The organism is Paenibacillus sp. NPDC101420, assembly GCF_050277435.1.
Taxonomy (GTDB): domain Bacteria; phylum Bacillota; class Bacilli; order Paenibacillales; family Paenibacillaceae; genus Paenibacillus_AQ.
Genome location: NZ_JBNNSE010000008.1, coordinates 104,720 through 131,718 on the forward strand (window position 1 = coordinate 104,720; position 26,999 = coordinate 131,718).

Annotated in this window: 24 protein-coding genes and 1 other annotated feature; of the genes, 23 read left to right on the plus strand and 1 reads right to left on the minus strand. The window is 42.2% G+C overall.

From position 1 onward, the window contains the following. The first annotated feature begins 1 nt into the window (after position 1). The 17 genes from ACQKMP_RS26165 (at position 2) to arsC (ending at position 18,178) form a co-directional block, all read left to right on the plus strand. Positions 2 to 1,945, plus strand: coding sequence for a beta-ketoacyl synthase N-terminal-like domain-containing protein (locus ACQKMP_RS26165; protein WP_427471832.1), 1,944 nt, complete (start codon positions 2 to 4; stop codon positions 1,943 to 1,945). 27 nt (positions 1,946 to 1,972) lie between these two features. Beyond that, positions 1,973 to 2,905 (plus strand): ABC transporter ATP-binding protein, encoded by a 933-nt coding sequence (locus tag ACQKMP_RS26170; protein ID WP_042191992.1) that lies wholly within the window; start codon positions 1,973 to 1,975, stop codon positions 2,903 to 2,905. A 10-nt stretch (positions 2,906 to 2,915) separates the two neighbouring features. Then, positions 2,916 to 4,037, plus strand: coding sequence for an ABC transporter permease (locus tag ACQKMP_RS26175; RefSeq protein WP_042191990.1), 1,122 nt, complete (start codon positions 2,916 to 2,918; stop codon positions 4,035 to 4,037). Continuing rightward, on the plus strand, positions 4,034 to 5,137 hold the full coding sequence (locus ACQKMP_RS26180) for an ABC transporter permease (protein WP_042191988.1): 1,104 nt from the start codon (positions 4,034 to 4,036) through the stop codon (positions 5,135 to 5,137). Before ACQKMP_RS26175 ends, ACQKMP_RS26180 begins: the two co-directional genes overlap by 4 nt. Positions 5,138 to 5,318: 181 nt before the next feature. Next, positions 5,319 to 6,125 carry a CPBP family glutamic-type intramembrane protease gene (locus ACQKMP_RS26185; protein WP_427471836.1) on the plus strand — a complete coding sequence of 269 codons (807 nt, stop codon included), beginning with the start codon at positions 5,319 to 5,321 and terminating at the stop codon, positions 6,123 to 6,125. Positions 6,126 to 6,244: 119 nt separating this feature from the next. Beyond that, the gene (locus ACQKMP_RS26190) at positions 6,245 to 6,472 is read left to right on the plus strand and encodes a hypothetical protein (protein WP_042191987.1); all 228 of its coding nucleotides are present in this window, start codon (positions 6,245 to 6,247) and stop codon (positions 6,470 to 6,472) included. A gap of 209 nt (positions 6,473 to 6,681) precedes the next feature. Next, positions 6,682 to 7,602 (plus strand): polyprenyl synthetase family protein, encoded by a 921-nt coding sequence (locus ACQKMP_RS26195; RefSeq protein WP_042191985.1) that lies wholly within the window; start codon positions 6,682 to 6,684, stop codon positions 7,600 to 7,602. Positions 7,603 to 7,748: 146 nt separating this feature from the next. Beyond that, complete coding sequence (gene comX / locus ACQKMP_RS26200) at positions 7,749 to 7,922, plus strand: competence pheromone ComX (protein WP_156113188.1); 174 nt, start codon at positions 7,749 to 7,751, stop codon at positions 7,920 to 7,922. A gap of 29 nt (positions 7,923 to 7,951) precedes the next feature. Then, the gene (locus ACQKMP_RS26205; RefSeq protein WP_427471839.1) at positions 7,952 to 10,333 is read left to right on the plus strand and encodes an ATP-binding protein; all 2,382 of its coding nucleotides are present in this window, start codon (positions 7,952 to 7,954) and stop codon (positions 10,331 to 10,333) included. Next, positions 10,311 to 10,967 carry a response regulator transcription factor gene (locus ACQKMP_RS26210; RefSeq protein WP_042191982.1) on the plus strand — a complete coding sequence of 219 codons (657 nt, stop codon included), beginning with the start codon at positions 10,311 to 10,313 and terminating at the stop codon, positions 10,965 to 10,967. The genes ACQKMP_RS26205 and ACQKMP_RS26210 overlap by 23 nt, the downstream gene beginning before the upstream one ends. 89 nt (positions 10,968 to 11,056) lie before the next feature. Further along, entirely contained in the window at positions 11,057 to 11,584 is a 528-nt protein-coding gene (locus ACQKMP_RS26215) for a DinB family protein (RefSeq protein ID WP_149644850.1), read from the plus strand. Positions 11,585 to 11,779: 195 nt separating this feature from the next. Next, a complete protein-coding gene (locus tag ACQKMP_RS26220; RefSeq protein ID WP_427471842.1) occupies positions 11,780 to 13,741 on the plus strand; it encodes an ATP-binding cassette domain-containing protein in 1,962 nt (653 codons plus the stop codon). A 27-nt stretch (positions 13,742 to 13,768) separates the two neighbouring features. Beyond that, a complete protein-coding gene (locus tag ACQKMP_RS26225) occupies positions 13,769 to 14,437 on the plus strand; it encodes a response regulator transcription factor (protein ID WP_042191977.1) in 669 nt (222 codons plus the stop codon). Beyond that, positions 14,438 to 15,763, plus strand: a complete 1,326-nt coding sequence (locus ACQKMP_RS26230; RefSeq protein ID WP_052404427.1) for a sensor histidine kinase — start codon at positions 14,438 to 14,440, stop codon at positions 15,761 to 15,763. Positions 15,764 to 16,021: 258 nt separating this feature from the next. Further along, positions 16,022 to 16,348: an ArsR/SmtB family transcription factor gene (locus tag ACQKMP_RS26235; protein ID WP_427471844.1), complete on the plus strand. Its 327-nt coding sequence runs from the start codon at positions 16,022 to 16,024 to the stop codon at positions 16,346 to 16,348. A 99-nt stretch (positions 16,349 to 16,447) separates the two neighbouring features. Then, complete coding sequence (locus ACQKMP_RS26240; protein WP_427471846.1) at positions 16,448 to 17,737, plus strand: arsenic transporter; 1,290 nt, start codon at positions 16,448 to 16,450, stop codon at positions 17,735 to 17,737. Between the two features lie 21 nt (positions 17,738 to 17,758). Continuing rightward, positions 17,759 to 18,178 carry an arsenate reductase (thioredoxin) gene (gene arsC, locus ACQKMP_RS26245; protein ID WP_042191970.1) on the plus strand — a complete coding sequence of 140 codons (420 nt, stop codon included), beginning with the start codon at positions 17,759 to 17,761 and terminating at the stop codon, positions 18,176 to 18,178. A gap of 98 nt (positions 18,179 to 18,276) precedes the next feature. Here arsC and ACQKMP_RS26250 read toward each other — a convergent pair whose 3' ends face one another. Then, entirely contained in the window at positions 18,277 to 19,485 is a 1,209-nt protein-coding gene (locus ACQKMP_RS26250; RefSeq protein WP_427471849.1) for an oxalate decarboxylase family bicupin, read from the minus strand. 169 nt (positions 19,486 to 19,654) lie between these two features. Here ACQKMP_RS26250 and ACQKMP_RS26255 point away from each other — a divergent pair, with 169 nt between their 5' ends. From ACQKMP_RS26255 to ACQKMP_RS26280, 6 genes are all read left to right on the plus strand, one after another. Continuing rightward, positions 19,655 to 20,509 (plus strand): copper amine oxidase N-terminal domain-containing protein, encoded by an 855-nt coding sequence (locus ACQKMP_RS26255; protein WP_339243532.1) that lies wholly within the window; start codon positions 19,655 to 19,657, stop codon positions 20,507 to 20,509. Between the two features lie 49 nt (positions 20,510 to 20,558). Beyond that, positions 20,559 to 22,115, plus strand: coding sequence for a tetratricopeptide repeat protein (locus ACQKMP_RS26260; protein ID WP_339243530.1), 1,557 nt, complete (start codon positions 20,559 to 20,561; stop codon positions 22,113 to 22,115). 68 nt (positions 22,116 to 22,183) lie between these two features. Then, positions 22,184 to 22,444 (plus strand) — a binding site (T-box leader). A 180-nt stretch (positions 22,445 to 22,624) separates the two neighbouring features. Then, positions 22,625 to 24,304 carry a glutamine--tRNA ligase/YqeY domain fusion protein gene (locus ACQKMP_RS26265; RefSeq protein WP_379425511.1) on the plus strand — a complete coding sequence of 560 codons (1,680 nt, stop codon included), beginning with the start codon at positions 22,625 to 22,627 and terminating at the stop codon, positions 24,302 to 24,304. 74 nt (positions 24,305 to 24,378) lie between these two features. Next, positions 24,379 to 24,585 (plus strand): DUF2933 domain-containing protein, encoded by a 207-nt coding sequence (locus ACQKMP_RS26270; RefSeq protein ID WP_427471851.1) that lies wholly within the window; start codon positions 24,379 to 24,381, stop codon positions 24,583 to 24,585. A 266-nt stretch (positions 24,586 to 24,851) separates the two neighbouring features. After that, positions 24,852 to 26,111, plus strand: coding sequence for an Nramp family divalent metal transporter (locus tag ACQKMP_RS26275; protein ID WP_042194556.1), 1,260 nt, complete (start codon positions 24,852 to 24,854; stop codon positions 26,109 to 26,111). Positions 26,112 to 26,192: 81 nt separating this feature from the next. Then, positions 26,193 to 26,828, plus strand: a complete 636-nt coding sequence (locus tag ACQKMP_RS26280; protein ID WP_341126868.1) for a TrkA C-terminal domain-containing protein — start codon at positions 26,193 to 26,195, stop codon at positions 26,826 to 26,828. Positions 26,829 to 26,999 lie beyond the last annotated feature (171 nt).

Below are 26,999 nucleotides of genomic sequence, written 5' to 3' on the forward strand. Positions count from 1 at the left end.
CATGAGTGAGACGGAGGTTATCAATCGCAAAATCCTGGAGCTTCTTCAAAAAGGTGAACTCGATAGAGGTACAGCCTTAACTATGCTGAAAAAGATGGCTCCAGTTAACCGTGACATTGCGATTATCGGTCTGGCTTGTAAACTGCCGGGTGCTGACCATCCACAGCAATTCTGGAGCAACATGGAGATGGGTATCTCCTCGGTTATTCCTTTCCCGGAAGGCAGAAAGCAGGACATGGATGTCTTCCTTCCGGAGCATCTGCGTGGCAGTGATCCTTATTTCAGCGGTGGATATTTAGAGAATCTGGATCAATTTGATGCTGAATTCTTCCGGATTCCTTCGAAGAAGGCAGAGAGTATAGATCCCTATCAAAGACTCTTTCTAGAAACAGCCTATGAAGCGCTCGAAGAGGGGGGATATGGGGGAACAAAACTCCATGGCAGTAAGACTGGTGTATATGTTGGCAATGATCATACCCATCGCATGTTATTTTCTTACTTGGATGTTCAAAGAACGAGGGATGCAGATACGCTCTTAGGCTCATGGACAGGAATTCTGGCCAGTCGGATCTCAAATTATTTGAATCTTAACGGTCCTAGTCTAGTTGTGGATACCGGTTGTTCTTCCGGCATGGCAGCCGTACATACGGCCTGCCAAGCCATTCGGAATAAAGAATGCACTATGGCCATTACGGGTGGTATTAATCTCTTTCTGTATCCTATCGTTCAGAACAGCATGCTTGAGACTAGCAAAGATACTACGCGAGTCTTTGACCGCAGTCCTGGAGGGGTAACCTGGGGAGAAGGAGTAGTAGTTCTCTTATTGAAGCCCCTGCAGAAGGCCGTACAGGATAGGGATCACATTCATGCGATCATAAAAGGCAGTGCTCTCAGTAATAATGGAAGCACAAGTAAACTGGCGGAAATGAGCGCAGAGGGAATCCGAAATGCGATTACTGATGCTTGGGAAGATGCCAAGATAGATCCTGAAACGATTACCTATTTAGAGGCACACGGACTCGCGACAAAGCTTGGCGATTCGATAGAGCTTAGCGGAATCACTTCTGCTTTCAGAACACGGACAGATAAGAAACAGTTCTGTGCGATAGGCTCTACGAAAGGAAACATTGGTCATCTGGTTGCCGGTTCAGGTGTTGCCTCCTTGCTCAAGGTGATCGGTGCACTTAAGCACAAGACGCTGCCTCCAAGCGGAGGCTTTCAAGAGCCAAATCCCTTTATCCCATTTGTTCAGTCTGCCGTTTATGTGAATGATCGAAAGGTAGCTTGGGAGGTTGAAGGCACTCCGAGAAGAGCGGGAATCAATTCTTATGGCTATAGCGGAACCAACTGTCATCTAATTGTGGAGGAAGCTTTCAGTGACAATGGCAGCAAAGAGGTTGAAGTCTCCAAAACAACTTTGCCAGAGAAGGAACACCGTCTGAAAACGCATATCTTCACACTTTCAGCCACTAACGAGACTTCGCTGATCCGATTGGTGAACGCGTATATCTCCTGGATTGAGGATCACCCTTCAAGCGCTATAGGAGACTTATGCCATACAGCCAATACAGGGAGAGGTCAGCATGAGTACCGTTTGGCTATTCCAGTTACGAGCCTAGAGGAGCTGCTTATCCGTCTTCAGGAGATCATCAGCAGTGGCATAAGGTATTTACGGGATAAGGGAATATACGCAGCAGGATCATCTGACACTGCGATCACCGAAAGCCAGAGGAGAAAACAATCGGAGGCAGCAAACCTGCTTCTCCAAGCAGCATTGCAGGATAGAGAGGCACCCGTAGAACAGACGGAAATTGCGCGGGAGATCTGCCAATTATTCGTTAACGGAGCCGTACTGGACTGGAAGCTATGGTATAAGGATTCAAGCTGGAACAAGCTGAGCGTGCCGGTGTATCCCTTTAACCGTACTCGCCACTGGGCTCAATAATCAATTATCTAAGAGGAGTGAGAGTTAATGATATTGGAACTGAATGGCATCGTAAAACGCTACCAGAATAAAACGGCTGTAAATCAAGTAAGTCTGACGGTAAAAGAAGGCGAAATCTTCGGTCTGCTAGGCCCGAATGGTGCAGGGAAGACAACTTTGATTAGTACTATTTGTGGATTGAGTGATCCTGAGGAAGGCGAGATTCTTCTGTTTGGCAAAACGATGAAATCCGCAGGAACGGAAATCAAAAAGCAAATCGGTGTTGTTCCGCAGGATATTGCCGTAATCCAAGGGCTGACTGCCTACGAGAATGTAACGTTTTTCGGCAAGCTTTATGGATTGAAAGGAAAGCTTCTTAAGGAAAGGGTAGAAGAAGCATTAAATTTCACAGGTTTATGGGACCGCAGAAAGGATAAGCCGGGCAAATATTCAGGAGGCATGCAGCGCCGATTAAATATTGCTTGTGCGATCGTACACCAGCCGAAGCTGATTATTATGGATGAACCCACGGTTGGCGTAGATCCCCAGTCCAGAAATCATATTCTCGAATCTATCTGCGAATTAAACCGGAGAGGCTCCACTATCATTTATACCTCCCATTACATGGAGGAGATTGAGGAGATTTGCAGCTCCATTGCCATTATGGATGAAGGTCGTTTAATCGCTTGCGGCACTAGTGAAGAACTAAAGGAACAAATTGCGAATGAGGAAAAGACTTTTATCGAAGTGGCTGCGACGAGTCAAATGTTTGCAGACAGTCTGAAGAATGTAGAAGGCGTAACTGAGTGCTTGGTAGATGAGAACAGGATTACAGTCGTTTCGACAAAAGGCAGCAATAACTTGACCCGTATGATTGAACGGTTAACCAGCGCACACGCCGAGATTATTACCATAGGTGTTGAGCGACCTAGCCTGGAAAGCGTCTTTCTTACTCTAACCGGAAGGACCCTTCGGGATTAGGAGGTACCTTATGAACATTTTATATATCGCGTATTACACGATCATCACGAACGTTAGGGATTACCGGACGTTTGTCAAAAGATTGTTTATGCCGCTGCTGATCACACTAATTCTAGGAACCGCGCTGCAAGGGGTTTTTGAGCCAACTAAGCTGGAGAAGACCTCCGTCGTATACTACAACGCGGATGCAGGGGATGTCTCCCGTAATTTCGATGAGTTTCTTAAGCTCGAAGCGATCACCACATTGCTTAACGTCAAAGAGGTGAAGAGTGAAGAGGAAGGGATGACGAGCGTAAAAGATGGCGATGCTTCCGCATTCATCTATCTGAATCAGGATTACTCGAAGGCGATTATGGATAAGAAAAAGAGCGCTATCTCTATCTATAGCAATAACGTGAAGAACAGCCGGGTAACGATTGTACAGAACATTGTAGACAGCTTTATCATCGGTGCTAATACTACAGAGGCACTTGCTAAGCTGGATTCCAAAATGAATTATGATGCCAAGTCTGGAGGGATAGAAGAGGTTCCCGTTTCTGTTGGTGGTAAGACACCGGGATCTATGGACTATTATGCAGTAACCATGCTCATGCTTACCCTGATGGCAGGGGCATTATACGGTAGTGATGAGATGTCACAGGACTTCACAGGCGCGCTTGGACGTAGGCTTCGCAGTTCGCCGATGAGACCTATGCAGCATTTTGTGGGTAAGATCATCGGTTGTGTCACCCTATTGTTCGTGCAGGCTATGATCGTCTACTTCTTTACTAAAGTAGCATTTGATGCGAACTGGGGAGCAAATCCAGGAATGATTATGCTGGTGGTGCTGACACTGGCCGTGCTTTCAACTGCCTTGGGAGTTATGATCAGCATGTTGTCTAAGGATCAGGCACGCTCTACATCTATTCTAAATATGCTGGTGCCGATCATGACTTTTATTGGTGGAGGATATGTCAAGCTAGACCTTGAGCAGCTCATGTATTTATCGCCTAATTATTTAGGGCAGACGATTATTTTCAATAATATTTATGGAGGTACAATAGGTTCGGCCTCATGCTTTATTGCCTTATGGACCATTATTGCGGTAATCTTTATCATTTCCGGATGGGGAGCTAGGAGGAAGTTAGCATGATTATATTCCAAAATAATCTCAAGCGGTTGTTCAAGAAGAAGGGTAAGCTTATCACCATGTTGGTTATACCTATTGTGTTCACAATGATTATTATCGGAGGTTCCGTACAGCAGAGTAAATATAAGGTTGGTATTGCCGACGAGGATAAGACGCCTTACACTCAAATGATTCAAGACAAATTATCGAAGGACAGTCGGTTGATTGTACTGAAGAAAGAGGATATACAGGATCAATTAATTAATAACAAGATTGATTACGCGATTCAAATCGATCAAGGGCTCACGGAAAAATTGATTCAAGGGCAGGACGCCAAGATTAAGACCTTTAGTGTGGAGGAATCCGATGCGACGCTCCCCATCAAAATGGATATTCAAAGTTTTACTAATGCTGCTGCAAATATAGGGAAATCCTCTGGAGGGAGCAGCGAGAGCTTTTATGAGGGATTAAAGCTCTATCAGAACGGAAGCTTCACTTCCGAACTAAAGGTCATCGAAGACAAGGGGCGGGACCTCAGTCAATCGTTGCGAGCCTTGGGATTTCTGGTCATGAGCATGGTATTCTTGATTACAACTTCTACAACGATGATTATCGAAGATAAGACCTCGGGTGTATACAAGCGTCTCTTGTATTCACCCATGAAACAGAAGAGCTACATGCTTCAGAATATTCTGAGTTTCTTGGGCTTATCGGTCTTCCAGATTCTTATTGTGTTTTATGTCATGATTAAGGGCTTCAAGCTTGATATGGGAACGCATCTCGTAACACTAATCCTTTTCTTTATGTTATTCTCGCTAGTATGCATCTCCATGGGTGTACTAGTCAGCAGCTTCTCGTCAACAACCAGGCAGGCCAATGCGTTAATCGGTTTGATTAATGTTCCTATTTGTATGCTGGGTGGATGCTTCTGGCCAAGAGAAATGATGCCTTCTGTACTGAAAGGAATCAGTGAGTTTGTTCCGACGACCTGGATCCTTATCGCAGCGGAGAAAATTCTGAACGGCAAAGGTTTCTCTTCCCTTTATCTGGAGACGGGGGTATTGCTATTGTTCTTCCTATTGCTCTTCTTGTTAAGCAGTATTCGTAAGCCGAGAATCGTATAAATAAGCTAATCGAATATGCTGGAAAAGGGCCGTGCTCTAATGTGAATGATGTTCACTTTAGAGCACGGCCTTAATCTATTTTTTCTCTATGAATCTATCTTAATGTATAATTCTATCATATTTTGTATATAATGCATGTGTTGCTTATTCAAAATATAATAGACAAGGGTAGGTGAGGAGATTGATCTCGGATAAGAAACAATCCCTGATATTTATTGCCATTGTATGGGCCATGGCGCTTGGCATGCTGCTGCTCCCGGATTCATTACAAGGCATATACGGGTATACTCCGTTTTTTGCGGTGTGTATCATGATGTTTCTCGTTGTAAGGGATGGATACAGTTCGGCAGGCTGGAGAAGGCTGGGCTTTAAATTTAGAGGAGGACAAGAGTACATATTGGCTTTGCTCATTCCCTTATTTTCACTGGGAGCGGGCTATACAGTTTATTGGAGTGGATGGAAATCAGGCTTGATTTCTCCCGATTCATGGATCGAGACGGGTGTTTACTTGGCTGTGTATATTGTGCTTGGTTCGCTGTCCGCCTTGGGAGAAGAAATAGGCTGGCGAGGCTGGCTCCTCCCGCGTTTTCAGTGGATGGGCAGAGTGAGCTCAAGTATAACAATGGGCTTCATTTGGGCATTATGGCATTACCCGGCAATTCTTGGCCCTCGTGCTTATCATTCTTCAGGGAACCGTTATATTGTAGTAGGCTTGTTCACCCTATCTGTTGTTTTTGCAGGAATCGTTATAAATGAATTACGCCTGACCTCAGGCAGTATCTGGCCGGCTGTACTTTTACATGGAACTAATAATGCTGTAGACAGCGTGTTTCGTAATATTTCATCTACTTCGTCACCAATGCTGGAATATATTGCGGGGGAGAGTGGGATAGTCCCCGTTATCATATACGGCGCTACGGCCATCTGGATACTTAATCACAACCGAAGAAAGAAGCGGCAAGCAGCTACATCCGATCTGATGATTTAACGAGCTTTGGATAAACGTAAAAGAATGGCGGGAGATTGCAATAAGGTTTTCGGTGTGAAGCAGCTACTTCTATCATATGATAACGGTATAACACTGCTCATTGAAAAGGAAGTGAGTGTATGCCTAGTTTATCGGATGAGGAGGAGCTGGGTGAGTACCAAGGAGATCTGGAGGATCTATCTACCCGGGAATTATTAGTAGGCACCCGCATGAAGATGGTTTACTCGCTAGTATTACAAATGCTGGGGAAATCACTATTTATGAATCGTCAGAATAATAGTCTCCCACAGGACTACTTGGAGGCTCATCCATCTAAGAAGGATGAGTTGAACGTCAGAGAACCCTAAGCCACAGTAAGCGTCATATTTTTCCTAGTCTTCATTATAGGAAAGGTGGCGCTTTTTTTAATATAAGCATTCTTATACTGTGCACTATTATCTTCATGTCGTTTCTTGTATTTTGAACTATAAGGAATAATATGGGTTAGGGTATATTATTTTCAAAATAATTGTTTTAAAATGGTAAAGTGGTTATTTTCTCAAGGGTGAGGGATCGAATGGAACAACTGAGGGAGAATGTTGAGGCTGAACTACGGGAATTACTCAAAAAATACTTTTTAGTAGGATACCTACATGAGACAGCTGTAGCTTTTCTGGAAGTGAAGTTGAAAGAAACCTTATTGTTCAGCAAGTTATGTGTCATTCACTACCGGATGTTTGCTGGTGAACAGACAGATATTTATCGTGCAGCCGCATCCATTGAGTTAATGATACTCGGACTGGACATTATTGATGATTTGCAGGATCAGGATCAACCCTCCACCATATGGTGCCAGACGCCACCTGAGATCTCCTTAAACATAGCGATAGGCTTCCTTACGCTGGCACATCAAGGTTTACTCGATTGTGACTTTCCGCAGGACAGGCTAATGAAGGCATCCGAAATTATGAATCGGCAGATGCTTACGGCCATCAATGGTCAGACCCTAGACCTTATGAATGAATCCAAGAACGAAGAAGAATACATAAGCATAATTGAACAAAAGTCTTCGGCACTGCTTATTTCTGCCTGTATGATAGGCGTTATTCTCGCTTGCGGGGATTGGAACGAAAAGGTAGCGGTTTATATCAATGAAGTGGGCATTGCTGCTCAAATGAAGAATGATCTCCGTGATTTGCTAAACTGGGAAGAGAAAAATGACTTTTTGCATCGCAAGAGAACAGTGCCTACCTTATATTTACTGAAAATGGCTGCTAATGAGGAACAGGATTGGTTGATTGATTATTTTAACGGTAAAGGCACAACAGAAGGGATATTAAGTCGTAGGCAGGAGATCGAGCAGATATGTAATGATTCTGGTACGTTGTTGTATTCGTCCGCTCGGATGCGTACACATTATTACAAATTTCTAGAACTCGTGGATCAGATGGAACTGGAAGCCCATTGGAAAGAGCTTTTACTTCTTCAGTTAAAATAATTACACAAGCTTCCTCACCGAGACCGCAAGTCCACGCAAGTGTAACCGCAATTAAAAACTGCGGTAAATATCAATCACATTGTCGTTTTACATCCCTATTTCTATTGATATATTGAGAGCAAGAAGAAAAAAGGGAGGAATTAACAATGTTGAAAGAATGGATCCAAGTTTTGTTAGAAGAGCCAATGAAGGTTAATGAGCTTCTGTCGGGAAAACTGCAACTTGCTGGTATGCCAGCTGCTGAGCAGCTAGCTTTAAAGGATACATTTCTTCGTAAGAATAGTAAGAGTGATGAATTCATAACGGATGCCTGGTTCTAAAACATTAAGATCAATTCGGGGGACCTCAAATGTCAGCTAAAATTCGTAATTACATCATAGCGGGATTGATTTGTTTGTTTTCTTTTCTTTTGATTCACTCTGTACAAGTAATATACTCTAATGTACTGCTCGGAGTGGGAATAGAGAAGAATACAGAGGGACAATATGTTATCTCTGAAATCAGCGCGTCTGAGGAAGGCTATAAACAGAATTTACGATTAGGAGATATCATAGTTCAGGTCAATGGTGTAGACGTCGAACTAGCGGATAAAGTGGTGCGGTATAATGTCCTGGCGCAGGTCCAATCAGTGGATATTATCCGCACCTCAAACGAAGGAAACTCCATTCATATGCATGTCAATATAAAGAATGAGTATTCACTTTATCACAAGTTTACACAGCTTGTAGTCCCTGGAGTAACGTTACTTTTTCTAATGATATTAAGTCTCTTTTTGTATCGCAAAAGGGCAGGAGAACGTTCGGCTGAATTGTTAATTTTATTTTTTTTGATGGTGAGCGTAACTTACTTTGCGGGTTATGCCTCAAGCAGATCAGATCTCATCGGTAGGATCACTTTAAGTTGTATGCTGCCTTTAATTCCGGTGGTGTTTATCCACTTTCTCCAAGTTTATCTGAAGCGGTTTAATATCCAATTTATATCTACTTTTCTACTCAAGGTATACTATGGATTAGTCATTCTTCTAAGTATACTTACAACCTTTAGTTTAGTCATATATTCGTGGGATAGATCTTTATATTCCTTTATGCGTCTGTTTGTTATCGGGTTCTTTGTGGTTGGCATCCTATACAGCATATTTAAGCTGTTATCTCTATATATCAATAATCGGAAATCAGCATTTAAATCTATGTTCAAAATTATGCTTACCGGACACGTTCTTGCGTTTACACCGTTTGTTCTCTTCTCTGCTGTACCCATTGTTTTTGGGGTTAGCTTGATTCCTTTCGAGGTCACCACGATCTTCTTATTTTTGATGCCGGTTACCTATTTTTATCTGCTAACTGCTAAACAACTATTTGATATTGATTTTGCTTTTAATCGCTTTAAATATTATCTGTTAATTGCCTTTCTTCCAGCACTAATGATTGTAGCTGTACTTGCGATCATACAGAGTAGGCAAGAATATGATTGGATCAAATGGGTTCAGATGTTCTTGGTGGTTTATTTATCGATTACGGCCTTCTTATTTTTCAAGGAGAAAATAGATTATTATTTCCGACCTAGGCTTTTTCGTGAACTTTATCATTATCAAGGCAGTCTGGAGAGATTCTCCAAGCAAATTTCCAAAGTGATGAAGCGATCTGATTTGGAGGCTGCACTTTACAAGGAAATCAATGAGATTCTACCGGTTAATCGGTCGGCTTTTTTTGAGATAGATGAGGATTTGAGTAATCTCGCACAAATCGTGGACAATTCGGAACAAGAGATCAATATACAATTTGTTTCGATATCTCCAGTTCTTAAAGTAGGCGAAGTAGTCCAGCTTCAGCAGGGGATAGCACTCGTAATCGGCCGTCACAAAAAGAAATTCCACCTTTTATGGATTGATCATAAGAAGAATCACACCAAGTTTAATACAGATGAACTAAATTGGTTAAATACCATTGCAAACTATGCAAGCATTGTCTATGAGAATTTATATCTGATAGAAGGTCTGATTGAAGACCTTGAAGCTGAAATGAAAAAAGATCAACATGCGGCACCATGGGTTCTTCGTCTGATCTTTAACCTATCTGAGAATGAACGAAGAAAGCTGGCGGCGGATTTACATGATTCTGCGCTTCAGGATCAACTCATTTGGCTTCGTAGACTTGAAACGCTAATCTCGGATCATGTTATTCCCAATGAAATCCTACCTGAGTTGCTTCAAATTAAAGAAGGTTTATTAGATGTTATCCATCAAATTCGTGAGACCTGCAATGAGCTACGCCCGCCACTACTAAGAGAGACTGGAATCGTCAAGGCACTAGAAATTTTGTTTGAATATGCTCAGTTACAGTCCAATTATATTATTACCTTTAAATCAAGCCCAATAGGGGCGCTAAGCGAAGATCTAGTGATTGCCCTTTATCGAATTGTACAGGAACTTCTGAGAAATGCCGGAAAGCACGCCAAAGCGAATCAGATTGAGATTGAGCTTGACCAGCAAGAGCAACTCTATTTCCGTTACAAAGATGATGGAATAGGCATGAATATCTTAGATATTAAAGAATCTTTTCAGCATATGGGTCTGTCCGGAATTAAAGAGCGTGTAGCAAGCTTAGAAGGAGAGTGCCTGTTTAACTCGGAGAAGGGTAAAGGGCTGGAGGTCATTATTTATTTACCGACAACAGCTTTTGCGGAAGGAAAGAACAGAGGAGGCGATGACGATGATACGTATCTTGTTGGTTGATGATCATCCTTCAGTAGGAGAAGGGACTAAAAATATGATTGAGCAGGATGCTGATATGGAGGTTACCTTTGTTTTGTCAGCAATAGAAGCTTTCGATATGCTGGAGAAGCAAGAATTTGACGTGATCTTATGCGATCTTAACATGCCTACGATCAGCGGACTGGAATTCACCAAAAGAGCTGTTCAGCTTGATCCTGAATCAAAAGTGGTGATTTATACCGGATATGAAATCAGTGCACATTATAACCTGTTGATGGAGTCAGGGGTTACAGGATTTATCTCTAAGACTGCATCCAGAGAACAATTATTAAATACGATACGCTGCGCTCTGAGGAATGAGGCTGTCATACCGGTTTCTTTACTCAAACAGCTTCGAAGAAATGATATTAAAATATCGGGCAATCGTGATAATCAGTTAATTGAAGAAGTGTCCATTAATCAAAGGGAACAGGAAATACTCCAGGAAGTAGCCAGTGGAAAAAGCAATAAGGACATAGCCAGCAAGCTCTTAATGTCACAAAGAACTGTGGAGTATAACCTGACGAGAATCTTTGAGAAGCTGAGTGTACATTCCAGATCCGAAGCAATTGTAGAGGGAAAGCGGCTCGGACTTGTTAGATCGGAGCAATTTTGATTTTCGTGTGTCATTACCTGTAATCAAAGCTTCAGAGCCATTCAGATAAGCCTATTTACATTTCCAAAACATGAAGGAGAGCACTCATTATGATAGACATGGACAAAATATATTTGATCACAGATATCCCCGGTTATTCGCCGCAAATTAGTCGCCTTTTATCCATGATGAATTATGCAAGACATACCACATTAGCGGCAGTTAAAGACTTAAGTGTAGAGCAGCTTGACTATTTATTGGATTCGGAGAGCAACTCTATAGGAGCATTATTATTACATTACGCTGCTGTAGAGTATGCGTATCAAGTTGCGACATTTGAGGGAAGAGACTTATCCGAAGAAGAGTTAGCGACATGGGGGCCGGCACTGAACTTAGGGGATGAAGGCAGGGCGATGATTAAAGGACATGATCTTAGCTATTATTTAGACCGTTTAAATGAAGTAAGGGAAAAAACATATGAATGGTTCGCAACCGTCGATGATGACTGGTTATATACAGAAGAGGAATTCTGGCATAACAAACAGGCGAATTATTACTTCATGTGGTTTCATGTATTCGAAGATGAAATTAATCACAGAGGCCAAATTAGATTGATACGAAAAAGAGCGCTAGCTTAAAGAAAGAAGGAGCATGATTGCTGTTCATGCAGAATCATATTACGCGGGACAAGACAACCTCAGTTATTGAAGGTTGTTTTTTTATATGCAAATCATGAAAGTTTTCAGTTCATTATCAGTTCACATAAATTTGTTAGGATAGGAAACATCAAAGGAAGAGATAAAGATCGTGACCCAGGAGAGGAAGAGATCGGAATGAACATATTAGAGGTTAAGAATGTTAAAAAATCGTATACTTTGTATGGTAAGGAAAAGGTTCCAGTACTCCATGATGTGAATTTAAGCTTTGAGACAGGTGAATTTGTCTCCATACTCGGTGAGTCTGGTTGCGGTAAGTCCACACTAATGAATATCATTGGTGGAATGGACGCTGATTATGAGGGCGATGTCCTTGTTCGCGGGAAGAATCTAAGCAAGATGACCGAAAAGGAAATGGATGATTATCGCAAGAACAACATCGGCTTCGTATTTCAAAACTTCAATCTGATTCCACACTTATCAGTCTTGGAAAATGTTACGGTTGCGATGCAGATGACGAATACAAGCGAGAAGGAACGTAATAAGCGTGCTATAGAGATTTTGACGGAGGTAGGATTAAAGGATCATCTGAAAAAACGTCCGAATCAACTGTCCGGTGGACAGAAGCAACGGGTATCCATCGCACGCGCATTGTCGAACAATCCAGATATTATACTGGCAGATGAACCTACGGGTGCGCTGGATAAAGATACAGGTGATCAAATCTTAGTTTTGTTGGACAGCATAGCGAAAAGAGGAATCTTGGTCATTACCGTGACCCACTCGCAGAAAGTAGCTGATTACGGTAGCCGTATCGTTAAGCTTGAAGAGGGATTGGTGAAAGACGATATTCATTTGAAGGAACGTTCCATGGCTACCTACGATGGGGGAGATGGTTCGGCCAGAAACCTCAGCTTAATGGCTTCTTTCAAAATGGCCCTTCAAAATATGAAGCTTAATGCCAAACGTAATGTATTGGTAGCTTTGGGTGGATCGATAGGTATTTTAAGTGTACTCTTGATGCTTTCCTTAGGAAATGGGATCACTAGCTATATTAATAATGAAATTAATTCAAGTATGGACCCTTTGCTGGTAGATATCACTAAGCCAAATCCAGAAGCCAAAGACATGAAGGGCCCAGAAGCGATGATGTTACCCGGCGTTACGTTTACAAAGGCCGATGTTGAGACGATTCGTAACCTTCCAAATGTAGATCATGTAGAGACCATAACAACCATTACAGGCAAATCTACCACGGTTTTTGGGGATCAAACGGGTAGTCTCACACAATTAACCACCTTAAACGATACATTTGATAAAGCGACGATTAAAGCAGGGGCTTTACCGAAAGAAAATGAAGTGTTATTACCAACGAAAATAGCGAGTCAATTAAGCGGAAATGAGCAACCGAATGCTATGGTAGGGAAGTCTATTCATCTGTATATTAATGAAATGGATGCTCAACATAAACCGATAACGTTGGAAAAAGAAATCACGGTCTCTGGTGTTTATGAAGCCACTGATCCAAGAGCGCAAATGTCACCAACAGGATATATTCCAACACAGACACTGGAGCAAATGTATACTGATAAAGGGATTACCATTGGCCCGATTCAGGTTAATGCTTTTGCAACGGATATGAAATATGTGAATGATATTAATAAAGCGGCTGTTGATGCGGGCTTCTCGGGCTCCCAAACGGCAAAAATCATGGAGCGTATCACGACTTATGTGGATATGGCTACGATCGTTCTATCTGGTATTGCAGGGATTTCGCTCATCGTATCAGGGATTATGATATTGGTTGTACTTTACATTAGTGTAGTGGAACGGACGAAAGAAATTGGGATCCTTCGTGCGATTGGAGCAAGAAAGAAAGATATCAAGCGAATATTCTTTTCCGAATCCGCATTATTGGGTATATTTAGTGGTGTCTTCGCAATAATCTTTGCAGCTATCATTAGCTTTGGTTTAAATATACTTTTGGAAAATGCTTTTGGCGTAAAGCTTATTAACTTATCTGGATCTTATATCGTATTCGGATTAGTTGTAAGTACAGGGATTAGTATTGTTGCTGGTTTGATGCCTTCATCGAAGGCTGCCAAGCTCGATCCAATGGAATCTCTGCGATACGAATAAATACAATGATGGAAAGGAAATTGATGTATGAGCACAATTCTAGTGGTTGATGATGATTCCCATATCCGCAAATTAATACGATTATATCTTGAAAAAGATCAGTTTTCCGTAGTGGAAGCGGAAGATGGTCAAATAGCATTAGACATTCTAGCTCATACAAAAATAGATTTAGCTATTGTGGATGTGATGATGCCTCATATCGATGGTATTGAACTGACAGAAGATATTCGATCTTATATTGATATGCCGATCCTAATGGTTACAGCCAAAGGAGAGTCTAAGGATAAAGTCAGAGGATTTAATGCGGGGTCAGACGATTATTTAGTAAAGCCGTTTGATCCCATTGAATTGGTACTGCGTGTGAAATCTTTATTAAAGAGATATCATGTAACCCCTTCGAATGTTATTCAATTAGGGGGAGTAACGATTGATCTAGGGAATTTAACAGTCGCTAATGCCGATCAAATGGTTGAATTGAAAAAGAAGGAATGTGAATTGCTATTTGCTTTGGCGGGTTCGCCAAGGCAAATATTCACCCGCACTCAGCTAATAGAGAATATATGGGGAATGGATTATGAAGGCGATGAGCGGACGGTTGATGTGCATATCAAACGCTTGAGAGAACGTCTTGAACCCATCCCTCAGTTCATCATTTCTACAGTAAGAGGACTTGGTTATCGTCTGGAGCTAGCCTAGATGGTGAGAAAAAGCCTGCGTCTTCGAATCGTCGTTACGTTCATTGGTATTGTTTTAGTCAGTTTAATTATTTCCTTTTTTCTTTTTATGCAGTTTTCAGAAAAAAATAATACCCCAAACCATATGTTTATTAATATTGCTAAAGATATAGCAAAGGTGACAAATCTAATAGATGATCCGGAAAAAGTAAACGCATTTGCAGATCTGCTTAATCGATTTGGTATAGATATAGCGGTTGTTAATGAGCCAAGTGAATCTGTTTTTTCTGTAGACAAGGAGAAAGTTGCTATCTTATTCAATTCCAACACAACCGATGCGGTCTTTCTATCGGGTAGGGGTGGACTTGCTATCGTAGGGGTTCCTAAGATAGATGATGGAAAAGGTGCTTTCATTATTAAGATTGATTTTTCATCGACTGTAAGAGGCTTGAGAATTACGCTTCTGTTTACACTATTAGCTGTACTAATCATCGGAAGCTTGCTTATCTTGTTCATGTCCAGGTATATTGTGAAGCCTATTAAGAAGCTAACTGTTGCAGCGAAGGAAATGGCGTCAGGCAATTTATCTGTCCGATTGACTTATCGTAATAAAGATGAATTTGGTGAACTGATGGAGAGCTTTAATCGTATGGCAAGTGAGCTGCAGAAAATGGACTCAGTTCGTGATGATTTTGTAAGCAATGTTTCTCATGAAATGCAGTCACCACTTACATCGATTAGAGGATTTACAAGAGCGCTGCAAGACGGTGTCATTCCATTAGAAGAGCAAAAAGAGCATCTGGATATTATCTATGAGGAAACCTTACGCCTATCTAGGCTTAGTGATAATCTGCTCCGATTAGCCTCACTCGATTCGGAGCACCATCCGGTTAATCCCACCACATTCCAATTAGACGAACAATTAAGAAGAACGATCGTATTAGCGGAACCACAGTGGGCACGGAAAGATATTATGATTGAATTGGATTTATTGCCTTGCGAGATCACGGTGGATAAAGATTTATTTGATCAGGTCTGGCAGAACTTAATAAATAATGCTATAAAATATACGGGGCAAGACGGTACCATTCATGTTGAAATTGAGATGAACGCGCAATTTGTGAAGGTATATATCAAAGATTCTGGTAAAGGCATTCCTGAGGAAGCACTTCCGCTTATCTTTGATCGATTTTATATGGTGGAGAAAGCGCGTAGCAGCGCTCTTAAAGGGAATGGACTTGGACTTTCCATTGTGATGAAGATTCTGAAAATACATGATTGTAATATTGATGTGGAGAGTAAAGTTGGAGAAGGAACCCAGTTTGTTGTAACGATTCCTAGAACCTGAACCGCATACTAAACAAGTCCATAGAAATAGATAAGGCTGATAGTTCTCGCGAGAGAGCTGTCGGTCTTTTTTTATAAATATGATCTGACAGATTTAAACGTAATATTAAGTCATATGAATAGTTAACGGACTGAATCAAAATATAAACTCTGAGAACAATTAAGAGAAGCGAGTACATAAAAGTCTTGCTTCTAAATGTCTAGTTCATTACAATATAAGTATTCGCTTATATAAGTGTTGGAAGGAGGAGAAGTAGGGATGCAGTCACTGACGGATATTGCAGATGATTTGAAGCTCTTAGGAGATAAGACGCGACTGGCCATGCTTTCACTTTTGAAAGAACGGGAATGGTGCGTGTGTGAATTCCTTGATATTTTTGATATATCCCAGCCGGCGATTAGTCAGCATTTACGGAAATTGAAGAATCGAGGGATCGTGAAAGAAAGCAAACGAGGGCAGTGGGTGCATTATTCATTAAATGTCGAGGATAAACCACATCTTAAGGCTGTTCTTCAACAAATGCCTAGCTCAGCCGCGATATTGGCTAGTTTGAATAAAGAAGCTAAAGCACCGTGCTGCGACTAAAATATAGTTGTAGTTTTTTAGATTGTATATAACTATATAGTTATATGGTGATATAGGATTTATTAGGATTTATTCGTAGATTATAGGAGTGTTGAGAAAGTGGTCATTCTAGCCATACTTATTTTTATGGTAACTTTAATTTTTGTAATCTGGCAGCCTCGAAATTTATCGATTGGATGGTCAGCCTGCGGCGGAGCGATCATTGCTTTACTAGCTGGGGTAGTTAGCTTTAATGATGTTCTGGATGTAACACAAATGGTGTGGAATGCGACGTTGGCGTTTGTTGCAATCATCTTAATTTCCTTAATTTTAGACAGTATTGGATTTTTTGAATGGGCTGCGTTACATATGGCGCGAGCAGCACGGGGGAACGGAACACGAATGTTTGTCTATGTCATTGTTCTTGGTGCGTTGGTTTCTGCCTTTTTTGCAAATGATGGAGCGGCGCTAATACTTACCCCTATTGTACTTGCTATGGTTAGAGCGCTGAATTTTGATGAGAAAAAAGTATTTCCATTCATTATTGCTAGCGGCTTTATTGCGGACACCACCTCATTACCGCTTGTGGTTAGCAATCTTGTGAATATCGTATCGGCTGACTTTTTTGGAATTACCTTTATGGAGTATGCGGGAAAAATGATTGTACCTACGCTATTCTCATTGATAGCGAGTATCGTGGTGCTTTATTTCTTTTTTCGCAAAAGTATTCCGAAGCGATTTAATGATTCCGAACTAAAAGATCCGCAAGAGGCTATTAAAGATAAGAAGATGTTCCGTCTATCATGGATTGTACTGGCTATTCTTTTAATAGGGTATTTCGTTAGTGGATTCTTGAAGATTCCGGTATCAGTGGTTGTGGGAATCATTGCAATTTTGTTCATGCTCCTCGCGAGAAGAAGCCCTTCCGTCAAGGTGAAAGAAGTGCTTACTGGAGCACCTTGGGCGATTGTGTTCTTCTCCATTGGAATGTATGTCGTAGTATATGGACTTCGGAATGCGGGTCTAACTGATCTACTCGCTAAGGCGATAGGAATGATTGCTGATCAGGGTCTATTCGCTGCAACTATGGGTATGGGGTTCATTGCTGCATTGATCTCATCATTGATGAATAATCTGCCTACTGTAATGATTGACGCACTCGCAATTGATGCAACGCATACAACCGGAGTTATTAAAGAGGCATTAATATATGCGAATGTTATAGGTTCAGACTTAGGCCCTAAAATTACCCCAATTGGCTCACTAGCAACGCTGCTGTGGCTCCATGTGCTTTCGGCCAAAGGTGTGAAGATATCCTGGGGAACGTATTTTAAGACGGGGATTATATTAACTATCCCAACGTTGTTTATTACACTTTTAGGTCTCTATCTGTGGTTGTTGATTATTTAATTTGAAAAGGGGAAGATCAGGATGAACAAGAAAACGATTTATTTTTTATGTACAGGAAACTCTTGCCGGAGTCAGATGGCTGAGGGCTGGGCGAAGCAATATTTAGGGGGAGAATGGAACGTGTACAGCGCTGGAATTGAAGCCCATGGTCTAAATCCAAAAGCTGTACAAGCTATGAACGAAGTAGGCATAGATATCACTGGACAAACCTCGGATATGATTGATTCTAATCTGCTGAATAATGCGGATCTAGTCGTTACGTTATGTGGGGACGCTGCGGATAAATGTCCAATGACGCCTCCGAAGGTCAAACGGGAACACTGGGGCTTCGATGATCCGGCAAAGGCGCAAGGGACCGATGAAGAGAAGTGGGCAGTGTTCCAGCGTGTGCGTGACCAGATTGAGGTAAGAATCAAACGATTTGCGGAGACCGGCGAATAGTTACCAGGTGAAGCATCCTATTCTTTTAAAAATATAAGAAGGTATAAGTTTCACACTACACCATATCCTTATATTTCTCGCAAAACGCTTACCGTCCTTTAGCCTTTAGGGACGCCGGAGGCGTTTTTGCTTGTCTTAGGATATTTCACAACGGGCCATTTCACTTTCCTTAAGGCGTTCATTACCTCTGGTCCAACGTTCAGGTTACTTTGAACCAATTCATGGGGAGTGAGAGCCATCCATTGATTCAGAGAAACGTCGGCAAAACGATCGCTTTTGAACATTTCAAGGAACCATAAGGAGTCGTCGCCTGTATTCTGAATATAATGTCCAAACGCAAAAGGAACATATCCTACATCGCCTGCTCTGTAGTTGAAGGTACGTGCTACACCATTTCCAGCGAATACGGTCATGCGTCCTTTTCCGGTAAGATAATACTGCCATTCATCGTTATTTGGATGCCAGTGCAGCTCTCTCATCCCTCCGGGTTCAATTTCTACCAATGCGGCAGCTACGGTTTTGGAGATGGGAAAGTTACTGGAATCGACAATTCTGACACTCCCGCCGGGAGTCCTCAGCGGAGGTTGAGCCAATAAGGAATGTTTAAAGGTTTGTGGGATCTCTCCGTATGGAGATTCTACCCTTTGACTTTGCAATGAACCCGGAACCTGATCCTGATAAATATAGACCTGTTCGGTGGGAATGGAGTCAAATGCAGCGGCAGGCACCCCAAAGTTAGCCGAAAGCACTTCTTTCGGAGTATGAGCAAACCAATCGGAAATGGACAAGGTGTTTAGATCAGAGAAACTTCCATCGTCGAATACAAGCAGAAACTCACAGCCTTCTTCAAGACCTTGTATAGAGTGGGGAATACCTGGCGGAAAATACCATAGATCACCTGGCCCCACATCTGCTATGAAGTTTCGACCATTTTGATCTACGGCAGTAATTCGAGCTCGGCCTAGCAGCATATAAGACCATTCCGCTTGCTGATGCCAATGGAGTTCACGTACTCCACCGGGGGTTAGGCTCATGTTGACGCCAGCTAGTGTAGTGGCGATGGGGAGGTCTCTGACTGTCACCTCTCTCGACCAGCCACCATGATTAAGCTGCATATGTGCATCGGAGAAAGAAAATTTTAAATTGGGGACGAGACCGGCATCGGTCACGGGAGGGACAAACATGTCGGGATTCTCCAAATCCCGCATTATATCACGTGGTCCTTTATCTAATCCCCCTGCGCCATCGCTTCGAATGGGCTGTGGGATATTTGTCTTTCTTGGCGAATCCTGTCCATCTGCAGTCATCCATCGCACTCCTTTCATGATTCTAAATAACTCAATGAAAATATATGCGGAATCCTGTCTTTTATGATGAATAACAAAAGTGGAACAAGTTGACATGCGCAAGGGGATCATTGATTATTACTAATAGAGGCTTTGTTCTAGACGGAGTAGAGAGGGAGAGGGGTTTGAGATGAATCACATTAAGGAGTCCTTACAACGATTAGGGAGAATAAGAGCTTATGTCATAGGTCTGTTGGTAATTATGTTCGCCGCGGGTTCCGCGGTTACACCTACATCGGTGTCGGCGGCTGTTCAGTTAGGGACTCAGGTAATGCCACTGTCATATGGGGGGTATTACGTCCTTTTTCCAGGTAAACTCGCTCCTTATTTTAAATCAGGTAAATTAATGGTGCCGATTCGGGCTTTCTCGAGTGCGATTGGTGCGGATTTGCTCTATGACGCATTAACGAACAGCGTTACGGTTTCACTACTGGATCGCTCTGTAGGGAAGATTAAAGCAGGGCAGCTAGAGGCAGAATTTAATGGGGAGAATGAAGATTCATTAGGGATCGCTCCAGAGATCAAGGATGGAATCCTGTTTGTTCCAGCATCCCCTATTCTAGAGGGGTTAAAGACATTTCGCTGGGAAACTCAGTTCAATAACGTGAATAAATTAACCCTTGGCATTGGCGCCAGAAAAGGGGAGGAATGGGCAAAGCCTGAGGCGGATCGAGCGCTTACCCCTTACCCAGTGGAAACAACAGCACATCCATATCCGTTATATCCGTTTAAGCTAACACAGACTCAATCTGGGAAAGAATACAGACTAACCTTAGGCGTGCAAAATACCTCTGGTTTTGTCATCCCTAAAGGGAATGCGGAACTGGAGCTGGTGAGTGTGGACAGTAAAGGGAACTCTTACTACCAAACGTTAAAAGGACCTGACTCTTTAACCTCCAAGGCGGCATTATTATCATTTTCCGTTTCCATTCCTACAGAGGCTGAATACGTCATTTTCAGATCACGTACATTGAGAGCGGAATAAGTATCATAGGTGTTCTAACAAGATATACAGAGAGCAGGTTAAGAAATAGATGACAGGTAACGAAGGGCAGCACTATCGCTTCAGTGAAGCACCCATTTGGGAGTTGCAGCGGGCTTATTATGAAGAACAGGGATTAAAGGCTTGGAATAATGATCAGGTTCCGCAGTATATTACGAGTAATCCTATGATTGCGACAGCATATGCGGAAATGATCTTCGGATTCCTGCAAGATCGGGCTGGACAAGGACATCTCTCTGAAACAGTCACTATACTGGAATTGGGAGCTGGGGCGGGTCGGTTAGCGTTCCATATCCTTAAGAAGCTATGCGAAATCATAGATTATGCGGGGACCCCACTTCCTCCTTTTCGTTATGTGATGAGTGATTTACCCGTTAAAAATATAACCAGCTGGCAGCAGCACCCTAGCTTACTTCCATTCGTAGAGCAGGGTATACTGGATTTCGCACGATTTGATGCTGTACAGGATACTGAACTGTATTTAGTGCGCGCTAAGCTCAGCATCAAACCTGGTGATTTACAGCAGCCGCTGCTGCTTGTGGCAAATTATTTTTTTGACAGTATCCCGCAGGAATTAATTTATGTGGATGAAGGTAAAATATTTGAATGTGAGGTGTCGATTCAGTATTCAGAGGCTGCAGGATCGGACAACCCCTCTGATGTACTCGGTACAATCATCCCACAATATCATTATGTTCGAGCGGCTAATTACGAAGTGGAAACCTACCCCTATCACGATGTTATAAAGCTCTACCAGCAGAAGCTGGAGGATTCCCATATTCTGTTTCCTGTTGTGGGGCTTACTTGTTTGGAGCGGCTAGCTAAGTTGTCTATAGAAGGGTTCGTACTCCTTACAGCGGATAAGGGAGATCACCGAATAGAGAATTGGGAATTTGCGGAACCCCCTTTGCTGATTCATCACGGTAGCTTCTCCTTAACAGCGAATTATCATGCAATTCAGTATATGTTGGAGCAAAAAGGAGCACACTCCTTATTTACCACTCATCATTACAAAAACTTGAATATCGGATGCATTCTTATGCTGGACGCGCCTATGAGCTATACGAACACTCGGTTAGGTTACAAGCGGTTTATAGAGCGTTTTGGCCCGGATGATTTCTTCAGTATGAAGGAATGGATGGATCAGCAATTAGATACAATGGGTCTCCAGCAGATTTTGGCTTTTTGGCGCTTAGGTGGGTATGATGCAGAATGGTTTATCCATAGTGCAGAACAGATTTCAGAGCTGCTGCCGGATGCCAGTGATGAAGAAATACTGGATCTTCAGCAGGGAATACGATTAATGTGGACAGGTTACTATCCGATGGAACAGAGCTATGACCTATCACTGGATGCTGGGTTACTGCTGTATGAAATGGATAAGTTCGAGGAGGCGTTAGCCTACTTAGCACGGTCTATGCATGCCAATTCGGAAGAACCATTAGCCTCGGTGCTTTATAGTATGGCGATTTGTAATTATGAGCTTGGAGCTGAAGGGGCTGCACTGGATTACGCGCGTAGAGCTTTGGCTGTAGAGCCTGATAATGAAGTAGTGTTGGAACTGATAACGGCTCTGAGCGAGGATTAAATTGTAAGAAGACAGAAGTACAGCACCATTTACACAGGACCCTCAATTTGGTATCCTATACAAAATAATTAAACGCGATGACGAGAAGAGTAAATAAAATCATTCCTTCACAGAGAGCCCTGAATGATGAGAACAGGGTAAGGGAGATTTTATCGAAACAAGCCTCTGAGCGGCATATCGGAACCGATCGACGGGGATGGTATGACGGGAGCTCCTGTTATAGAGCTAGAGTATAACCAATGCGTAAGATGCATTGCCGTACTTGATGAGATTAATATGGCGACATATTAATGAACCTGGGGTGGTACCGCGAGAATTTCGTCCCCAAGACCATAAGTCTTGGAGGTGAGGTTCTTTTTTATTTAAATATAAGAAAGTATAAGTTTCACACTATACTTTATCCTTATATTTCTCGCTTAAACACTTACCGTCCTTATAGGACGCCGAAGGCGTTTATGCTTGTGCAGAATAATCAGGCGGATATCACTTATAAACAGGAGGTAATACCAATGAACAAGGAACCGGAAGTATTAGCAGAGAGTTACATCGACAGATTGATTCAAGAAGAGCTGGAAGCTGGAACTTACAGTAGAGATATTTGCACGAGATTCCCACCGGAGCCTAATGGGTATTTGCATATTGGCAGTGCGTATGCGATTCACACGAACTATACGACTGCGAAAAAGTATGGCGGGAAGTTCCATTTGCGGTTCGATGACACCAATCCTTTAAAAGAGGATCTGGAGTATGTAAATGCTATTTGCGAAGATATGTTTTGGATGGGCTACCCGCCAGACCATACTTTCTACGGATCAGACTATTCGGAAAAAATATATAATAGCGCGGTAAAGTTAATCCAAAAAGGAAAAGCCTACGTCTGCGATTTATCACCTGAAGAGGTGTCAGCTTATAGAGGAACGCTTACTGAGCCGGGAAAGAACAGCCCTTATCGGGAGCGTTCTGTGGAAGAGAATTTGAAGTTATTCACGGAGATGAGGAATGGAGCCTATCCGACGGGAGCCAGAGTATTACGGGCCAAAATAGATATGAGCTCACCTAATATCAACTTGCGTGATCCAGTGATTTACAGAATCATTCATGCGGAGCATTATAGAACCGGCAACGATTGGTGCATCTATCCGATGTATGATTTTGCCCATCCTATACAAGATGCAATCGAAGGGATTACGCATTCCCTATGTTCCATTGAGTTTAAGGATCATCGACCACTGTATGAGTGGGTGCTGAATGAACTGGATACCCCTGAGGCTCCAAAGCAAAGGGAATTCGGACGCGTAAATATCACCGGCGTCGTTACTAGCAAACGGTATATTAGACAACTGGTTACAGGACATTATGTGGATGGCTGGGATGATCCAAGACTTCCAACGCTTCGCGGACTGCGGAGAAGAGGTTTTACGCCGGAGAGTATTCGGAATTTTGTGAAGGAAATTGGATTTGTTAGGAATAGCACCATTGTAGATATTGCCATGTTAGAGCATTCGCTTAGACAAGATTTGAAGGCGAAGGCAACTAGCGTGATGGCTGTTCTAAAGCCTCTAAAGGTGGTTATTACTAACTACCCTGAGAATCAAAGCGAATGGCTGAAGATTGAGAATAACAGTGAGGATAAGACGCTTGGGGAAAGGGAAGTTCCTTTTTCACGGACGCTTTATATTGAACAAGAGGATTTCATGGAGGAGCCACCCAAAGGTTATCACAGGCTGACTATAGGGAATGAGGTTAGGTTAAAGGGCGCCTATTTCATTAAGTGCAATGAGGTGCTCAAGGACGAAGCAACTGGAGAAGTTATAGAGCTTCGCTGCACCTATGATCCGAGAACGAAGAGTGGAAGTGGATTTAATGAACGGAAGGTTAAAGCGACCATCCACTGGGTATCGGCAGAGCACGCGATCAAGGCGGAAGTTCATCTATATGAGCGGTTGCTAAAAGATAACGACGGTCCTAAAGAAGAGGATGAGCGCTGGGACGCGTATCTTAATCCAGATTCCCTAACCATTCTGAAGGATTGTTTGTTGGAGCCTTCCATGGCGAGTGCACTTCCAGAAGATAAATTTCAATTCATCCGGCATGGATTCTTCTGTGTAGATAAGAAATATACCACAGCAGATAAGCTGGTACTGAACCGAATTGTGCCGCTTAAGGATACATGGAAGAAAAATTCGTAATTCACAGCACATCCTTTCTCCACAACTTTTCTTTATGATATAGAGGTCATAATGAAATTGTAGGAGGTAATGCTATGAATTGGTCTTGGTTAATCACATTGATCTGTCCTTTGATGATGTTATTTATGATGTTCGGACTGGGTGGGAAACATGGACACGGGCACGGGCATGGGTCGAGAAAGCACGCGTCGCCTGATTATCAGGAGCTTCAGAAAGAATTGAATGAGCTGAAAATGCAGAATGAACAAATGAGAAGAGATATTCAAAGTCTCACACCATAAGCATTTCGGATTAATTGGCTTAAGCTGGGCGAAGATCGGGTAATTTCTGATCATCGTCCAGCTTTTTTTGGTCTTGGTCGTAGGTGGACAAGCATATGAAAATTTCTAATGAAACATATTTACATTTTTCAGAAATGAGCATATACTTTAAATATAAGTTGCATAGAGGAAACTTTCGTGTATATAGACAACTTTTTTTAGCAAGAGGAGGAATGGACATGTTGGAACAAACTTTAATAGAAAAACCACATATAGAACAACCGCATATGAGACAACATAAAAACTCCATTTCGGCGCAAGCCGTACTTAATGGGGAGACAAAAGGAATTAAAAGATTACTTCCTTTCTTAGGTCCAGCGTTTATCGCTGCGGTTGCTTATCTGGATCCGGGTAATTTTGCCACCAACATTACGGCAGGTTCAAAATACGGCTATCTTTTATTATGGGTGATTGTAGCCTCGAATTTAATGGCCGTTCTTATTCAGGCGTTATCCGCCAAGCTTGGTATTGCTACAGGAAAGAATCTGCCGGAGATCGCTCATGATCGTTTTCCGAAGAGTGTATCGATCTTCTTATGGATTCAAAGTGAACTGGTGATTATAGCTACGGATCTGGCGGAGTTTATCGGGGCGGCATTGGGGCTTTATCTATTATTTGATATTCCCATGCTGCCGGCAGCACTCATTACTGCGGTCGGTTCATTTGCTATCCTAGAGCTTCAGCGCCGGGGTTACCGTTCCCTTGAGGCCGGAATTGCTGCAATGATTCTTATAGTTGTATTAGCTTTTGCTTTTCAAGTTATTGTAGCTAAACCGGATATGGGTGCTGTTGCTGTAGGCATGTTCACACCTAAGTTTGAAGGGGTGGATAGCATTCTTTTGGCCGCAGGAATTCTAGGCGCAACCGTGATGCCACATGCCATTTATCTACATTCATCACTTACACAGAACCGTATTGTCGGAGTAAATGAAGCGGAGAAGAAACAAATCTTTAAACTGGAATTCATAGATATTATTATTGCGATGATTATTGCAGGGGCAGTGAATCTGGCGATGGTTATTGTCTCAGCCGCATTATTTTTTAAAAATGGTATCGTGGTTGAGGATTTGGATGTTGCGTTTCAGCAATTTAGTCACTTAGCTGGACCCGTAACGGCCATCTCCTTTGGCTTAGGACTACTCATCGCAGGACTATCGAGCTCTTCTGTAGGAACTATGGCTGGCGATGTGGTAATGCAAGGCTTCATCAACAAAAGAATTAACCTGTACTTACGCCGTGCGATTACGATTATTCCACCTTTGGCTATCATTGGTTTTGGTGTAAATCCAACGAAAGCACTCGTTATCAGCCAGGTGATCTTGTCCTTTGGGATTGCCTTTGCTCTGGTACCACTGGTTATGTTTACAAGCAATCGTCAGATTATGGGCGGGTTAGTGAATCGTAAGATGACAGCTGCTCTCGGCTGGCTTATCTCTGGTCTGGTTGTATCGTTAAATCTATTTTTGGTATATCAAATATTTGGATAAGGCAGGACATCTTTATTTGGTGAGTGAAAAAAGGTATACTTGAGCATGTTTATAATTCACGCCAGAGTAAGGAGATCGACAATGTCCATGCAAGAAATATCCGGTTATAAGTCTATAGCCCTTGATATTGCACAAAGAATTGTAAGCGGGGAATTTCCCGTACAGAGTAAGCTATCCGGGCGTTCTCTATTGGCAGGGCAATATCATGTTTCTCCAGAAACGATTCGTAAGGCTATGGGATTATTGAAGGATGAGAATATAGTGTTTGTTTCGCAGGGAAAAGAGATTATTGTCATCTCTGATCAAAAGGCGTATGAGTATATTACCAGGAATAACTATCTGAAATCAGCTTATTCGTTGAAACAGGATCTAGAGCAATTGTTGCTTGAAAAGAAGAAGCTCGACGGCAAGTTCGAGAGGGTACTAACTGGAATTATCGAGGCATCAGACCGGATGAAGAATTTAAAGCCGTACCACCCGGAAGAAATTACAATCCATGAACAATCACATGTGGTTGGCAAAACCATTGGAGCATTACAATTTTGGCAGAATACAGGTGCTACGATTATAGCGCTTCGCCGGGGTGCGAACGTAACAATCTCCCCAGGTCCACATGTCATACTCAGAGAAAATGATGTACTTGTAGCAGTTGGTGATGAGAAAATGTACCAAAGAACAGAGCAATTTATTAATAAAAATGCAGAGAATCATTTATAATAATAGATCAAAAAAAGGCTATCCAGCGGGGTTTATCACTGGATAGCTTTTTTTATAATTACAATATTACATTTATTTACAAACAACTTATTATAATAATGTAGGTTGTCAGTTGTAGAGTTGTTTGTTATAGTTTAACTTACAGAGTCGCCCGGTGAGATGATCTGACGA